The 15114-nt window shown below is 72.3% G+C and carries 13 protein-coding genes; 7 read left to right on the forward strand and 6 right to left on the reverse strand.

From position 1 onward, the window contains the following. Positions 1-64 precede the first annotated feature (64 nt). The 3 genes from AC29IT_RS08180 to AC29IT_RS08190 all read left to right on the forward strand — a co-directional run bounded on the left by AC29IT_RS08180 (position 65) and on the right by AC29IT_RS08190 (position 5031). Complete coding sequence (locus tag AC29IT_RS08180; protein WP_488218305.1) at positions 65-3082, forward strand: bifunctional acetate--CoA ligase family protein/GNAT family N-acetyltransferase; 3018 nt, start codon at positions 65-67, stop codon at positions 3080-3082. A 436-nt stretch (positions 3083-3518) separates the two neighbouring features. Continuing rightward, positions 3519-4418 carry an alpha/beta hydrolase family protein gene (locus AC29IT_RS08185; RefSeq protein ID WP_488218306.1) on the forward strand — a complete coding sequence of 300 codons (900 nt, stop codon included), beginning with the start codon at positions 3519-3521 and terminating at the stop codon, positions 4416-4418. A gap of 187 nt (positions 4419-4605) precedes the next feature. Continuing rightward, positions 4606-5031, forward strand: coding sequence for a hypothetical protein (locus AC29IT_RS08190; protein ID WP_488218307.1), 426 nt, complete (start codon positions 4606-4608; stop codon positions 5029-5031). Between the two features lie 392 nt (positions 5032-5423). On the opposite strand, the gene AC29IT_RS08195 is transcribed toward AC29IT_RS08190, so the two are convergent. Further along, positions 5424-7076 carry a fumarate hydratase gene (locus AC29IT_RS08195; protein ID WP_488218308.1) on the reverse strand — a complete coding sequence of 551 codons (1653 nt, stop codon included), beginning with the start codon at positions 7074-7076 and terminating at the stop codon, positions 5424-5426. Positions 7077-7209: 133 nt separating this feature from the next. On the opposite strand from AC29IT_RS08195, the gene AC29IT_RS08200 reads away from it, so the two are divergent. Further along, positions 7210-7923 carry a tyrosine-protein phosphatase gene (locus tag AC29IT_RS08200; RefSeq protein WP_488218309.1) on the forward strand — a complete coding sequence of 238 codons (714 nt, stop codon included), beginning with the start codon at positions 7210-7212 and terminating at the stop codon, positions 7921-7923. Between the two features lie 198 nt (positions 7924-8121). Here the strand turns inward: AC29IT_RS08200 and AC29IT_RS08205 are convergent, their stop codons facing one another. The 3 genes from AC29IT_RS08205 to AC29IT_RS08215 all read right to left on the reverse strand — a co-directional run bounded on the left by AC29IT_RS08205 (position 8122) and on the right by AC29IT_RS08215 (position 11432). Continuing rightward, the gene (locus tag AC29IT_RS08205; protein ID WP_358432948.1) at positions 8122-9090 is read right to left on the reverse strand and encodes a sigma-70 family RNA polymerase sigma factor; all 969 of its coding nucleotides are present in this window, start codon (positions 9088-9090) and stop codon (positions 8122-8124) included. Positions 9091-9492: 402 nt separating this feature from the next. After that, a complete protein-coding gene (dtd, locus tag AC29IT_RS08210) occupies positions 9493-9918 on the reverse strand; it encodes a D-aminoacyl-tRNA deacylase (RefSeq protein WP_488218310.1) in 426 nt (141 codons plus the stop codon). Then, complete coding sequence (locus AC29IT_RS08215) at positions 9918-11432, reverse strand: DUF7782 domain-containing protein (protein WP_488218311.1); 1515 nt, start codon at positions 11430-11432, stop codon at positions 9918-9920. Before AC29IT_RS08215 ends, dtd begins: the two co-directional genes overlap by 1 nt. Positions 11433-11506: 74 nt before the next feature. Here AC29IT_RS08215 and AC29IT_RS08220 point away from each other — a divergent pair, with 74 nt between their 5' ends. Further along, entirely contained in the window at positions 11507-12082 is a 576-nt protein-coding gene (locus AC29IT_RS08220; RefSeq protein WP_488218312.1) for an HhH-GPD-type base excision DNA repair protein, read from the forward strand. Between the two features lie 240 nt (positions 12083-12322). Here AC29IT_RS08220 and AC29IT_RS08225 read toward each other — a convergent pair whose 3' ends face one another. Next, a complete protein-coding gene (locus tag AC29IT_RS08225; RefSeq protein WP_358432956.1) occupies positions 12323-12994 on the reverse strand; it encodes a lysophospholipid acyltransferase family protein in 672 nt (223 codons plus the stop codon). A gap of 183 nt (positions 12995-13177) precedes the next feature. Between AC29IT_RS08225 and AC29IT_RS08230 the strand changes: the two genes are divergently transcribed. Together AC29IT_RS08230 and AC29IT_RS08235 are read left to right on the forward strand one after the other, a co-directional pair. Continuing rightward, positions 13178-13498: a DUF3099 domain-containing protein gene (locus tag AC29IT_RS08230; RefSeq protein WP_358432958.1), complete on the forward strand. Its 321-nt coding sequence runs from the start codon at positions 13178-13180 to the stop codon at positions 13496-13498. Between the two features lie 60 nt (positions 13499-13558). Then, positions 13559-13813, forward strand: coding sequence for a DUF3039 domain-containing protein (locus tag AC29IT_RS08235; protein ID WP_224955395.1), 255 nt, complete (start codon positions 13559-13561; stop codon positions 13811-13813). A 72-nt stretch (positions 13814-13885) separates the two neighbouring features. Here the strand turns inward: AC29IT_RS08235 and AC29IT_RS08240 are convergent, their stop codons facing one another. After that, on the reverse strand, positions 13886-15064 hold the full coding sequence (locus tag AC29IT_RS08240) for a YihY/virulence factor BrkB family protein (protein ID WP_488218313.1): 1179 nt from the start codon (positions 15062-15064) through the stop codon (positions 13886-13888). Positions 15065-15114: the final 50 nt, after the last annotated feature.

Consider the following 15114-nt stretch of genomic DNA (forward strand, 5'->3'; position numbering starts at 1 on the left):
CCGCACCGGCGGCGCTGTGCGCCCGGCCTGCTCGACGCCGGTGCGGTTGAGAGGGTGCTGGTTGATGGGCGGCTCGAAGCGACGCAGGGCGAACGGCGGCGGTCGTGCGGACGCGGGGCGGGACGAGGCCCGGCCGACGCCCGGACCGCGAGCGGACTCCGGGGACCAGCGGCCCGACCGGACCCGGTCCGAGCAGACCGACGCGGCCGACGAGTCCGGCCCGCCCGGCAAGCCCGACCAGCCCGGCCGATCTGACCAGCCCAGCCCGTCTGACCAGCCCAGCCCGTCCGACCAGCCCAGCCCGTCCGACCAGTCCAGCCCGTCCGACCAATCCGGCCCCGCTGACCACCCCACCACCGCCGACCACCAGGTCCCGGCGGGCCCACCGTCCGGCGCGGACCAGCCCGGCGACCGGTCCCGACCCGGCTCGGGGGACGGCAAGCCGTACCCGCACAGCTGGGAGGCCGACGTCGTGCTCTCCGACGGCGGCACCGTGCACCTGCGCCCGATCTCGCCGGACGACGCCGACCAGCTGATCTCCTTCCACGGCAGGCTCAGCGACCGCACTCGCTACTTCCGCTACTTCGGCCCCTACCCGCGGATGCCGAAGCGGGACGTGGAGCGGTTCAGCACCGTCGACCACCGGGACCGGGTGGCCCTGGTGGCGCTGCTCGGCGACGACATCGTGGCGGTCGGGCGCTTCGATCGGCTCGACGACCAGGACTCGGCCGAGGTGGCGTTCGTGGTGCAGGACCAGCACCAGGGCCGCGGTCTCGGCTCGATCCTGCTGGAGCACCTGGCCGCCGCCGCCCAGGAGCGCGGGTTGCGCCGGTTCGTCGCGGAGGTCCTCGCGGAGAACTCGGCGATGGTGCGGGTGTTCCGGGACGCCGGCTACCAGGTGCGGCGCGCGATGGAGGAAGGCGTCGTGCACCTGGAGTTCGACATCGACCCGACCGAGGAGTCGCTGGCGGTGGCGCGGGCCCGCGAGCAGGCGGCGGAGGCGCGCAGCATGCACAACCTGCTGCACCCGCGGTCGGTCGCGGTGATCGGCGCCTCCACCGACCACCGCAAGATCGGGCACGCGGTGCTCGTCAACCTGCTGACCGCGGACTTCGCCGGGCCGGTGTACCCGGTGAACCCCGAGCACCGGGCGGTGCGCGGCGTGCGGGCCTACCCGTCGGTGCTGGACATCCCGGACGACGTGGACCTCGCGGTGGTCGCGATCCCGGCGGCGGGCGTGGACGAGGTGCTGGACGCGTGCCTGGCCAAGGGCGTGAAGGTGCTGGTGATCGTCAGCTCCGGGTTCAGCGAGTCGGGACCGGACGGCCGCGCGATCGAGCGCCGCATGGTCCGCGCGGCGCGGGTGCACGGCATGCGGGTCGTCGGCCCGAACGCGCTGGGTGTGGTCAACACCGATGCCCGGTACCGGCTCAACGCGACCTTGGCGCCGCGGCTGCCGGGGTCCGGCCGCACCGGTTTCTTCTGCCAGTCGGGAGCGCTGGGCGTGGCGATCCTGGCGACCGCGACCGAGCGGGGCCTGGGTCTGTCGACGTTCGTCTCGGCGGGCAACCGCGCCGACGTCTCGGGCAACGACCTGTTGCAGTACTGGCAGACGGATCCTGCGACGGACGTGGTGCTGCTGTACCTGGAGTCGTTCGGCAACCCGCGCAAGTTCGCCCGGCTGGCCCGGCGGCTGGCGCGTACCAAGCCGATCGTGGTGGTGAAGTCGGGCCGCAACGCGGTGCGCCCCGGACTCGCCGCGACCTCGGTGCAGGTCGACGAGACGAGCGTGCAGGCCTTGTTCGAGCAGGCCGGGGTGATCCGCGTCGAGTCGGTGGCGCAAATGTTCGACACGGCGCTGCTGCTGGCCCACCAGCCGCTGCCCGCTGGGGAACGGGTCGCGATCGTCGGCAACTCCTCGGCGCTGGGCATGCTGGCTGCGGACGTCGCGCAGGCGGAGGGCCTGCGCCTGGCGGGGGAGCCGGTGGACGTGGGCGCGTCGGCGAGCCCGGAGGAGTTCGCCGATGCGGTGCGCACCGCGGCGCTGTCCGACGAGGTCGACGCGCTGGTGACGGTGTTCGTGCCGCCGGTCGCCGTGCCGGGCACCGCCTACGCGCGGGCGCTGCGGGAGGCCTTGCAGGAGGCCGCGGTCGCGGCGACGAAACCGGTGGTCACGACGTTCCTGGCAGCCGAGGGCGTGCCGGACGAGCTGGCGGTGCCGGGGCCGGACGGTTCCGCGGGCTGGGGTTCGGTGCCGTCCTACCCGAGCCCGGAGCGGGCGGTGCTGTCGCTGGCCAGGGCGACGCGTTACGCGCGGTGGCGGGCCGCGCCGCAGGGACATTTCGCCCGCCCGGAGGGCATCGCGCCGGAGCGGGCGCGGCGGCTGGTGGAGGCCGCGCTGGCCGACGGGGAGGTGCGGCTCGACGACGAGCGGACGGTGGAGCTGCTCGCGCACTACGGGATCGAGCTGGTGCCGTTCCGCCGGGTGTGCAGCGAGGCGGACGCGGTGAACGCGGCGACCGAGCTCGGCTTCCCGGTGGTGCTGAAGGCCGCCGACGACCAGTTGCGGCACCGCGCCGACCTGGTGGGGGTGCGCCTGGACCTGGTGAACGCGGACGCGGTGCGCGCCGCGTACGCGGACCTGCTGCGGGTGTCGGACACGGCCGAGGTGTACGTGCAGAAGATGGCCGGGCGCGGTCATTCCTGCGTGATCGACCTGATGGACGACCCGTCGTTCGGCACGCTGGTCTCCTTCGGGCTGTCCGGTGTGGCCAGCGAACTGCTCGGGGACAAGGCCTACCGGGCGGTGCCGATGACCGATGTGGACGTGGCGGCGCTGGTGCGCTCGCCGCGGGCGGCGCCGCTGCTGGCGGGCTACCGGGGCGATGAACCGGCGGACCTGGCGGCGCTGGAGGACCTGGTGCTGCGGGTCGCGACGCTGGTGGAGGACCTGCCGGAGGTGCGGGAGCTGACTCTGCAGCCGGTGCTGGCCTCGGCGCGCGGAGTGCGGGTGACCGGGGCGCGGGTCAGCGTGGGGCGCTCGGCCGCGGTGCCGGACACCGGGCCGCGCAGGCTGCGCTGAACCGGGTGCGGGTCCGCGCCGGGCCGCAGCCCTCGCGTCTCCGCGCTCCTCGCGCATCGACTCCGCCGAACGCCCGTGCCGACCGAGCGCTCGAACTCGACTGGGCGCTTGAGCCCGACTGGGCACCCGAACTCGACTGGGCGCTTGAGCCCGACTGGGCACCCGAACTCGACTGGGCGCTTGAGCCCGACTGGGCACCCGAACTCGGCCGGGCGCCCGAGACCGACCGGACGCCCGAGCCGGACCGGACGCCCGACCCACCCGAGCAACCGGAGATCACGCCGCGGCCGCAACCGCTGGCGACCTCGCCCGGCCCAGCGGCTCGCAAGAACCCCCGCATCCGCCCGCGAATCGACCCACACCACGCCCCTCCCTCCGAGACTCATCCGTACCGTTATTCTGTGCGCGCCGAGGAAGCGAGGACGGGAGTCCCGGAATGGCCGACCTGACGTTGACCGAGCTGGGCGAGCTGCCCGCGGGCGAGCACCGGCTGAGCGTCCGCGCCTGCGCCGCCGCGGACCCGGCCGCCCCGGTCGTCGTGCTGCTGCCCGCGATGGGCGTCCCCGCCTCCTACTACCCGCCGTTCCTGCAGGAGCTCCACGACCGCGGCTGCACGGTGGTGAGCGTCGACTGGCGCGGCCAGGGCACCGCGTCGCCGCGCGCCGACCGGAAGATCCGCTTCGGCTACCAGGACTTGGTGGACGACGCGACCGCCGTGGTGGACCTGGTCGCGCGCGAGTTCCCGGCCGCGCCCCGCTTCCTGGTCGGGCACAGCCTCGGCGGCCAGATCGCGCTGCTGCTGGCCGCGGCGGACCCGAGCCGGGTGCAGGGCGTGACGCTGCTGGCCTCCGGGTCGGTGTGGTTCCGCAGCTTCCCGGGGCTGCAGGGCTGGAAGAACCTGGTGGCCACCCAGTTCGTCGCCGCGCTGAGCGCGGTGCTCGGCTTCTGGCCGGGGGAGCGGCTCGGGTTCGGCGGCCGCCAGCCCGCCGGGATCATGGGGGACTGGGCGCGGCAGGGACGCACCGGCCGCTACCGCCTCGGTGGGTCGGACGTGGACTACGAGCGGGCGTTGCGGGAGCTGGACGTCCCGCTGCTGACGGTCAGCGTGGAGGGGGACGAGCTCGCACCGGCGTCCTCTGTGGATCACCTCGCGGCGAAGGCGGCGGCCGCGCCGCGCACCCGGCGGCACTACTCCTGCGAGGCGGCGGGCGCGGCGAAGCTCGGCCACTACGCCTGGGTGTACACCAGCGGGGTGCTGGCGGACTGGATCACCGGCTGGGCGGCCGCGGCGACCGGGACCGCGCAGGCCGGTCCCGCGGAGGCCGACGCGCGCTGAACCCGGGACCAACCCGGCCGGTTCAACACCGGACGTTCCCAGTGAATGCCGCTGACCAGCGGTTTCGCCGTTCCTGGCGGCAGCCTGCGTGGATTTCCCCCAAAAGATCCGGCAACCGCGCAACCCGGGGCGGACCGGACTCCGTCTACCGGGCATGAAACGCCTACACACCACAGTGGGCGCGGGCATGCTGCTCCTCGCTTTCACCGCCTGCGCCGGACAGCAAGAAGACGTCGGATTCGGCGGGCAGCCGCCCGCCCCTGAGCCGGCCGCCCCAGTGCAGCCGAAGCCCGAGCAGGAACGGACACCCGTGCCGGAGAACCTGATCAAGGCTACGACCCAGTCGGGGAGCACGACGCCCCGGGTGTGGACCCAGGACGGCGGCTCCGTCGTCGTCACCAACGGCCAGGAAGGCGGTTGCAGCAAGGTCCACGCCGAAGTCGCCGAGCAGAACGACCAGCAGGTGAAGGTCGTGCTGGTGAACGAGACTCCCGATCCGCCGGGGATCTGCACGATGGATCTGCGCTACCCGCCGGTGGCCGTCCAGCTGGACGAGCCGCTGGGACAGCGCACCGTTGTGCTCGATGAGCGCGAGGTGAAGGTTCCGCGTTGATGAGGTCGACGTGCTGACCTGCGCTTCGCAGGCACTTCTCCCGTAGGAGGTGGGGCTCCTACGGGAGAAAGTGCGTTCCGGTCCACTGTGGTGCACGACGGCCGACGGTCCCGAAAGGACCGTCGGCCGTTGCGTTGTCGGCGAAATCCGGCCCCCAGCGGTCCTGTCAGGGCGCAGCCCTGAGCAGTGACCACCAGAGCAACCGGCACCGCCCCGGGTTCTCAGCGGTCTCCTCGCGAGGACGGCGCGGACATGCATCAGACATCGATCCCGCAGCGAGGAAACCGCCGAGGTTCCGCTACCCGAGCACTACGCGGCAGAAGCAGCGAGACAGGCAGTGCGGTTCCGCCACCCGCCCCGAAGAGCAGAACGAGCCCGGAGCCCGCTCACGGTCAGCGGGCGAAGGAGATCTGCAGGGTGGGCTGCGTCGAATCCGCGAAGAAGTCCTCCCCCTTGTCGTCCACCACGACGAACGCCGGGAAGTCCTCGACTTCGATGCGCCACACCGCTTCCATGCCCAGTTCCGGGTATTCGAGGACGTCGACGGAGCGGATGCAGTCCTGCGCGAGCCGCGCGGCGGGGCCGCCGATGGAGCCGAGGTAGAACCCGCCGTGTTCGCGGCAGGAGGCGGCGACCTTCGGCGACCGGTTCCCCTTGGCGAGCATCACGAGCGAGCCGCCCGCTGCTTGGAACTGCTCCACGTAGGAGTCCATCCGCCCGGCGGTGGTGGGTCCGAACGAGCCGGAGGCGTAGCCGTCGGGAGTCTTCGCGGGGCCCGCGTAGTACACGGGGTGGTCCCGCAGGTACTGCGGCATCGGTTCGCCTGCGTCGAGCCGTTCGGCGATCTTGGCGTGCGCGATGTCGCGGGCCACGACGAGCGGCCCGGTCAGCGACACCCGCGTCTTCACCGGCAGCTCGGAGAGCTGTGCGCGGATCTCGGCCATGGGCCGGTTCAGGTCGATGCGCACCACGTCGGTGGACAGCTGTTCGTCGCCGACTTCGGGCAGGTAGCGGGCGGGGTCGCGTTCGAGCTGTTCCAGGAACACGCCGTCAGGGGTGATCTTCGCCTTGGCCTGGCGGTCGGCGGAGCAGGACACGGCGACGCCGACGGGCAGCGAGGCGCCGTGGCGGGGCAGCCGGATGACCCGCACGTCGTGGCAGAAGTACTTGCCGCCGAACTGGGCGCCGATGCCGAACTGCCGGGTCATCTCGAGCACCTGCGCTTCGAGTTCGACGTCGCGCAGTGCGTGCCCGGATGGGGAGCCTTCGCGGGGGAGCCCGTCGAGGTAGCGGGCGGAGGCGAGCTTGGCGACCTTGAGGTTGTGCTCGGCGGAGGTACCGCCGACGACGATCGCCAGGTGGTACGGCGGGCAGGCCGCGGTGCCGAGCGAGCGCAGCTTCTCCTCGAGGAACCTGGCGAGCCGCGTCGGGTTCAGCAGCGCCTTCGTCTCCTGGTAGAGGAACGTCTTGTTCGCGCTGCCGCCACCCTTGGCCAGGAACAGGAACTCGTAGCTCGGCTCGGTGCCCGCCTTGGTGTACAGCTCGATCTGCGCGGGCAGGTTGCTGCCGGTGTTGCGCTCTTCCCAGAAGTTCAGCGGTGCCATCTGGGAGTACCGCAGATTCAGCTCCTGGTAGGCGTCGAACACGCCGCGCGCGAGCCGCTGTTCGTCTTCGCCGCCGGTGAGCACGGTTTCGGTGCGCTTGCCGATGACGATGGCGGTGCCGGTGTCCTGGCACATGGGCAGCACGCCGCCCGCGGACACGCAGGCGTTGCGCAGCAGGTCGGTGGCGACGAACCGGTCGTTGGCGCTGGCTTCCGGGTCGTCGACGATGGCTCGCAGCTGCGCGAGGTGCGAGGAGCGCAGCAGGTGCTGGATGTCCTTGATCGCCGCGCCGGCGAGCGCGGTCAGCGCCTCGGGCGCCACTTCGAGGAACCGCCTGCCCGCGGCTTCCACGGTGCGGATGCCCTCGGTGGTGAGCAACCGGTAGTCGGTGTCGTCCGGACCGAGCGGAAGGACCTCGGTGTAGTCGAACGTGGTGGTCACGACGCCGCTCCTTTGCGCGTTCGGGAATGCGGTGACGTTAACGCAACGACTCGCGGGCGCGGACCGGGTCTGTCGGCCGGGGCCGGTCACCTGCGAGGCTGTCGGTCGGTAGCCGAGCCGATGGGAGACGCCCTTGTCCACGACGGATCCGACCTCCGAGGCCCTCGACGGGTTGGTCAACCTGCGCGATCTCGGCGGGTTGCCCGCCGAACCGGGGACCACGCGGGAGGGGATCGTGCTGCGCAGCGACGCCCCGCGCCCGGGAGACCGGGAGCCGGCGGACGTGGTGTGGCCGCCGCGGCTGGTGCTGGACCTGCGGGACGCGTCGGAGCTGAACGGCACGGCGCATCCGCTGGCGGAGGTCGCGGAGGTGCACCAGATCGAGCTGCTCGCGGGCATCCACTCGACCGAGGTGGCGCATCCGCTGCCGGAGCTCTACCAGCTGGCGCTGCGGAACGCGGCGGACAAGCTGGTGCGGGTGTTCCGGCTGGTGCTGGCGGCGGACGGGCCGGTGCTGGTGCACTGCGCGGCGGGCAAGGACCGCACCGGGGTGGTCTCGGCGATGCTGCTGAGCGCGGCGGGCGTGCGCTCGGACGCGATCATCGCGGACTACGTGCGGACGGACCGCAACATGTTCCGGGTGCTGCAGCGCCTGGAGCTGGCGCCCGCGCTGCCGCCGGGGGTCAGCGAGGAGGACGTGCGGCACCTGATCTCGACGCCGGTGGAGGCGATCGAGGGCGTGCTGGCGACCTGGGCGGAGCACGAGGAGCACGCGGCGGGCTGGTTGCGCGCGCACGGCGTCACCGCGGACGAGATCGACCGCTGGCGGCGCAAGTTCCGCGACTGACCGGGCTCCGCGAATCGGGGTGGACGGGGGCGAACCGGGGCGGACGGGGCGAACCGGGGCGGACGGGGCGAGAGGCCGGACCTGCCTCGAGGGCGAGTCCGACCTCCCTTGGGATGCGTCCGGCCGGATGTCCGGCCGGACGCGCGCGTTCTTCTCCGCGGTCCGCCGCGGCTCCGGGCCGCGGCGGGCACCACCGGGTCAGCTGGCGTAGGCCCGCAGCCGGTCGGCGCGGTCGCCCTGCCGCAGCTTGGACATGACCTCCCGCTCGATCTGGCGGACCCGCTCGCGGGACAGCCCGAAGGCCTTGCCGATCTGGTCCAGGGTGCGCGGCTGGCCGTCGTCGAGGCCGTAGCGCATCCGGATCACCGACTGCTCCCGCTCCTCCAGGGTGCCCAGCACGCGGCGCAGGTCGTCCTGCAGGAAGCCGGAGATCACCGCGTTCTCCGCGTCGGCGGACTCGGCGTCCTCGATGAAGTCGCCGAGCGGGGCGTCCTCTTCGGCACCGACCGGCATGTCCAGGCTCACCGGGTCCCGGGAGTGGTCGAGCAGGTCGGACACCTTCTCCGGGGTGAGCCCGCTCTCGGAGGCCAGTTCCTCGTCGGTCGCCTCGCGACCCAGCTTCTGGTGCAGGTCCCGCTTGATCCGGGCCAGCTTGTTCACCTGCTCGACGAGGTGGACGGGCAGCCGGATCGTGCGGGACTGGTCCGCCATGCCGCGGGTGATGGCCTGCCGGATCCACCAGGTCGCGTACGTGGAGAACTTGAAGCCCTTGGTGTAGTCGAACTTCTCGACCGCGCGGATGAGCCCCAGGTTGCCTTCCTGGATGAGGTCCAGCAGCGGCATGCCGCGCCCGGTGTAGCGCTTGGCGAGGCTCACCACCAGCCGCAGGTTGGCCTCCATCAGGTGGTTCTTGGCCGACCGGCCGTCGCGCACCACTGCCCGCAGGTCGCTGCGCCGTTCGGGCGAGATCTTGCCGTCCGTCTCCAGCATGTGCTTCGCGAAGACGCCCGCCTCGATCCGCTTGGCGAGGTCGACCTCCTCCTGCGCGGTGAGCAGCGCGGTGCGGCCGATGCCGTTCAGGTAGACCCGCACCAGGTCGGCCGAGGGGCCCTGGTTGTCGAGGTCGGCGTCGGTGGCGGTCATGGTGTTGGTCTGCGGGACGGTCATTGAGCTCCCTCCCTGACGGGCTGGCTTGCGGGGCGTGCCCACGGCGCGGTCTGGCGCTGTGGAGGACGCGTACGCTCGGTGTTGCGGGCCGAATGCCACGCCGTCCGGATGTGACGGTTGTGCTGTCTGGTGTCGTGCTGTCGGGTCGGAGTGGTGCGTGTTCCCGACGTGCCGCGTGTGGTTCCGGTGCAGAACGGCCGTTCTGATCGGGACTCCACTCGACTCGCCGTCGAGCCGCCGCGTTGCGGTGGCGGCTCGGTGGACCTGGCTGTCGAAGCTTGGATACCTGGAAAACGAACACGCCCTTGAATTCGTTCCCGAACTGCTCGACCGAGAGACGTCGCGGCGGTCACATCCGTTGCTCCGCGAAGTCTGAGGATCAGCTGAGAACCGGCGTTACATTCAGACGTCGATCAACAACGTGAATGGTCCGTCGTTGACGCTGTCCACTTCCATCATCGCGCCGAACCGCCCGGTGCCCACCCGCGCGCCCCGCTCCCGCAGCCGGTCGACGACCTCGGCCACCAGGGGTTCGGCCTGCTCAGGGCGGGCCGCCTCGGTCCAGGACGGGCGGCGGCCCTTGCGGGTCGAGCCGTAGAGGGTGAACTGGCTCACCACCAGGAGCGGGGCTCCGGTGGTGGCGCAGGACTCCTCATCGCGCAACGCCCGTATCTCGTGCAGTTTGCGCGCCATATTCGCCGCCTGTTCGGAGCCGTCGGAATGGGTCACGCCCAATAGCACCAGCAGCCCGGGTTCTTCGATCTTGCCGACGGTCTCCCCGCCGACCCGCACCGAGGCCCGCGCGACCCGGCTGACCACCGCGCGCATTACTCGCCGTCCGCCCATTCCGCCGGGATCACCATTCCGTGCCGCACCAGTTCGCGCAGCATCGGCACCGCTGCGTCGGAGAGCTCCGCGGCGTCCTCTCCTGCGCCGAGCGCGAGCAGCTCCACCAGGTCCCGCACCGGCAGCGCGCCCTGGCAGCCGGCGAGCAGCCGCACGCCGAGTTCGTCGATCTCGTGCTGCCAGCCGGGGCCGTCCGTGCGGTGCAGCCGGTGCACGAAGCGCTCCCAGCCCTCCTCGCCGTGCGCGGCGACCTCTTCCAGCACCGTCGAGGAGGCGGTGACCAGCGTCGCGTCCAGCAGGGCGTCACCGGAGCCGTGCTCGCGCAGCCACTCGACCCGGCGCAGCCAGCCGTCGCTCTCCGGGCCCAGCGGGTCGTCGAAGGCCTGCCGGAGGTCTTCGCACACGACCTCGCCGCGCTCGGCGCCGCTGCGGCGCAGCGTGACGAACCCGAAGCCGACGCCGTCCACGTCGTTCGCGTCGAACCAGTCCAGCCACTCGGCGGCCTTGCGCCTGCCCGCGGGCGAGCGCGGGTCGAACCCGGCGTCGCGCAGCCAGGTGCCGACGTAGAGCGCCGGGTCGGCCACGTCGCGCTGCGCGAACCAGGCGTCCACCCCGCCGGGCGGCAGCCAGCGCGCCACCCGGTCCTGCCAGTCCTCGCCCTTGCGGTGCAGCCAGGACGCCAGCAGCTGCCCGGTGCCGCCCTCGTCGAGGAACGACGGCAGCTGCCGCACCACCAGCGCGCTCGCGTCGTCCCCGGCGAGCCCGGAGTCGCGGTACACGTAGTCGGTGCGCGGCGGGCCGACCACGAACGGCGGGTTGCACACGATCTGGTCGAAGCGGCGGCCGCGCACCGGCTCGAACCACTCGCCTTCGGCGAGCTCCACGTCGATCCGGTTGAGCCGGAACGTCGCCGAGGCCAGCGCCAGCGCCCGGGCGGACACGTCGGTCGCGGTGACCCGCTGCGCGTGCGTGCTCGCGTGCAGCGCCTGCACGCCGCAGCCGGTGCCCACGTCCAGCACCGAGCCGACCTGCCTGCGCGAGGTCGCCCGCACCAGGCTCAGCGAGGCGTGCCCCACGCCGAGCACGTGGTCGACACCGGTCGCCCAGCCTTCCGGACGCAGGTCGGAGTCGAGGTCGGAGACGACCCACCACGAGTCCTCGCCCGCGCCGTGCGGGCGGATGTCCAGGCCCGCGCGCAGCGCATCGCCGTCGGCGGCCAGCACGCCACCGGCGACGGCGTCGGCGACCGCCAGCGGCCGCAGCGCCGCGGCGACCTCGGCGGCCGGTCGGGCCTCGCCGAGCAGGAACAACCGGACCAGCGTGCCCAGCGGCCCGCCGTCCGCGGTCGCCCGCAGCGCGGGTTCGGGTTCGCCCCGGCCGAGCGCGGCGTGGGCCTGCGGCCCGAGCAGGTCCACCACGCCGTCGGTGTCGTAGCCCGCCTCCTGGAAGGCGGCGCGGAGGCGGTCGAGGACGTCGTTCGAGAGATCCGGAATCACGCGCCCGATCCTCACACGCCCCGCCGAACGGCCTGCGCAGGGACGCGCGGAACCCCGCGTGCGATCCTGGCCGCATGAGCCGGACGCTGCACCTGACCCAGAACGCCGAGGCCGACGCGCTGCTCTCGGAAGATCCGCTGGCGCTGCTGCTCGGGATGCTCCTCGACCAGCAGATCCCGATGGAGAAGGCGTTCTCCGGCCCGCAGGTCCTGGCCGAGCGCCTCGGCGAGCTCGACGCCCGCGGCATCGCCGCGATGGACCCGGAGGAGTTCGCGGCGACCTGCGCCACCCCGCCCGCGATCCACCGGTTCCCCGGCTCGATGGCGAAGCGGGTGCAGGCGGTGTGCGCGTACCTGGTGGAGCACTACGACGGCGACGCCGAGCGGATCTGGACCGACGGCGACCCGGACGGCGCCCGGGTCCTCGCCCGGCTCAAGGCGCTGCCCGGGTACGGCGACCAGAAGACGCGGATCTTCCTGGCGCTGCTCGGCAAGCAGTGGCAGGTGCGGCCGGAGGGCTGGCGGGAGGCAGCGGGCGCCTACGGCGATCCGGACGCCCGCCGCTCCATCGCCGACGTCGTCGACCAGGTGACCCTCGACGAGGTCCGCTCCTGGAAGAAGGCCCAGAAAGCAGCCGCCAAGAAGAAGTGACGAAGCGGTCCCGCCCGACAGCCCCCGCGACGGATCATGCCGTCTTCCTGTCAGCGGCGAAGCCGCTGAGCGGAGACCACCCGATCAACCGGCACCGCCGCGGGTTCTCAGCCGGTTCCTCGCGAGGACAGCGTTTTCTCCTGTGGCGGAGCCACCGGTGAAAACGATCCCGCAGCGAGGGACCGGCTGAGGTTCCGCCACCCGCCCCTGCGCAACAGGTGTCGAGAAGCCCCAGCCAACTCAGGCAGCCCGGGACGAAGGGGATTGGTAGCGGTCCACGTACTCCTGGTCGGACAGCTCCGAGATGGCGTACATGATCTCGTCGGTGATGGACCGCAGCACCGGGAGCGATCCCTCCATGCCGTGGTAGCGGGTGAACTCCAGCGGCGCGCCGAACCGGACCTCGACGCGGGCGAGACGCGGTACCTTCGCCCCGATGGGCAGCAGCCGGTCGGTCCCGTGCAGCGCCACCGGCACCACCTTCGCCGCCCCGCTCAGCGCCAGCCGGGCCACCCCGGTCCGGCCGCGGTAGAGGCGCCCGTCGGGGGAGCGGGTGCCTTCGGGGTGGATGCCGAACGCGCCGCCGTCGGCGAGGACCCGCTCGGCGGCGCCCAGCGCCTCCTTCGCGGCCCGGCCGTGCCCGCGCTCCACCGGGATGGCGCCCAGCGAGCGGAACACGCCGCCGGTCAGCCGGTTCTTGAGCCCGCCGCCCTGGAAGTACTCGGCCTTCGCCAGGAACGCCACCGGCCGGGGGACGACCAGCGGCACGATGAAGCTGTCGGCCACCGACAGGTGGTTCACCGCGAAGATGACCGGCCCGTCGGCGGGGATCCGCTCGGCACCGGTGACCTTCGGGCGGTACACCGCCCGCGCCACCGAACCGAGCACCCGTTTCGTGAGCATGTACAACATCGCGCAGCCTCCCCGTCCGTCTCTCCCGCCACCTCAGAACCTACCGCCGCCGCAGGTCGCCGGGGTCGCCGCCGGGTCAAGTCCACGTGAAACCCGTGGATCGGGTGCGGCGGCGGTCACCCCGCCACCAGGGTGTCGGAGCCGCAATCGGAGTGGGACGATGGACTGCGTGGAGGTGGTGTCGTGAGCAGCACTCGGCACGGCGACGACACCCCGGTGCTCATCACCGAGGCGCAGCCGTCCTACGACGATCAGCAGGCGGAGCGGCGGCGCAAGTACGCGATCATGATGTCGATGCGCATTCCTTGCCTGATCGTGGGCGCGGCGTGCTACCAGATCTGGTGGCTGGCGTTGATCATCGTCGCGATCTCGATTCCGCTGCCGTGGATGGCGGTGCTCATCGCCAACGACCGCCCGCCGCGCAAGAGCGAACAGGTCAACCGCTACCAGCAGTCGGCGCGCGCGCTGGAATCCCGCGATCACCGGGTGATCGACGACTCCTGAACCGGTTCGGGCGCCCGAGGTGCGCGGCGCGCGCCGCGCGCGGTGCGGCATCATGGGGTGATGAGCACGATGACGCTTCCGGAGACCGATGTCCGGCCGGAGACCACGGACCAGACCCAGGATGACCGTCCAGAGGTCTTCCACTACGTGCAGAAGGACAAGATCGCGGAGAGCGCGGTCATGGGCACGTACGTGGTGGCGCTGTGCGGCGAGGTGTTCCCGGTGACGAAGTCGGCCAAGCCCGGCTCGCCGGTGTGCCCGGACTGCAAGAAGGTCTTCGAGGGCCTGCCGCCCGGTGGTGGCGACGACGACTGAGCCGGGTCGCTCAGCGGCTCACCCGGGACCGGGGAGCCGCTGAGAGCTGGGACCGGCTGAGACCGAGACCGGCTAGGACTCCTCGGGCTCCGGTTTCTCCTGCGCGAGCGCCGTCGTCACGATCGTCGTCGGCGGGTCGACGGCGGCGCGCGGCCGCTCGTCCTTCGCACGCCACGCGCGGTAGCCCTCTTCGGTGCGCAGCTGCTGCTCGGCGCGCCGCATCTCCAGCCGCCGCCACTTGCGGCGTTCGCGGCGGGTCATCTTCGCCGGCCACAACTCCTGCAGCGCCTGGTTGAACTGGGCGCCGATGATGATCGCGAGTCCGATGAAGAACGCGAACAGCAGGAACGCGATCGGCGTGGCCAGCGCCCCGTAGGTGTAGCCGGTGCCGGTCACCCAGGTGATGTACCAGCGCAGTCCGACGCTGGAGCACAGGAACACGGCCATCGCCACCAGCGCTCCCGGGACCCCGCGGTGCCACGGCAGCTTCCGCGGCAGCGCCACCTTGTACAGCGTGGCCAGCGCCAGCACCAGCAGCAGCCCGGTGGCGGGGAAGTAGAACACCTGGATCAGCCACGCCACGTCGTCCTGCATCGACGGCGGGAACACCGTCGGCAGCCACTCCGGGCCGAGCGCGATCACCGGCAGCCCGACCACGGCCAGCAGCAGCGCCGCCAAGTAGAGCAGCAGCGCGAAGATCCGCTGCCACACGCTGTGCCGCACCGTGTACTGGTCGTAGGCCATGGTGATCGAGTCCACCAGCGAGGCCAGCGCCGAGGACCCCGCCCACAGCGACAGCAGGAAGCCCACCGACACGATCTCGCTGCGCCCCTTGGTGAGGATGTCCTCCACCGTCGGCCCGATGATCTGGTCCACCACGTTGCCGCTGAACACGGCGCGCGCCCCGGCGAGGATCTTGTCGTGCACCGCGTCCACGACGGCGGGCCCGAACCAGTCGCCGAGGAACCCGAGGCTGCCCAGCAGGCCCAGCAGCAGCGGCGGCATCGACAGCGTCTGCCAGAACGCGGCCGCCGCCGACTCGGAGAAGATGTTGTCCCACCACGCCTTGTCGATGGTCCGCCAGACCAGTTGCAGCGGCCCCCGTCGCGGGCGGGTGTCGGCCGCCGCGTCCCAGCCCTGTTCGGGCGGTGACTGGGCGCCCTCCTCCGGCGCGCGCGCATCGGAGGGCTCCGGCCGTCGGCCGTGCTGGCCGGGCCGCTGGCTGTTACCGGTCGGACCTGAGGAACCCATCGCGGGTACAAGGATGCTGCATGGGGACGACGCGTGGGCGTGGACCCGGC

It is taken from the genome of Saccharopolyspora sp. MMCC62, assembly GCF_057736575.1.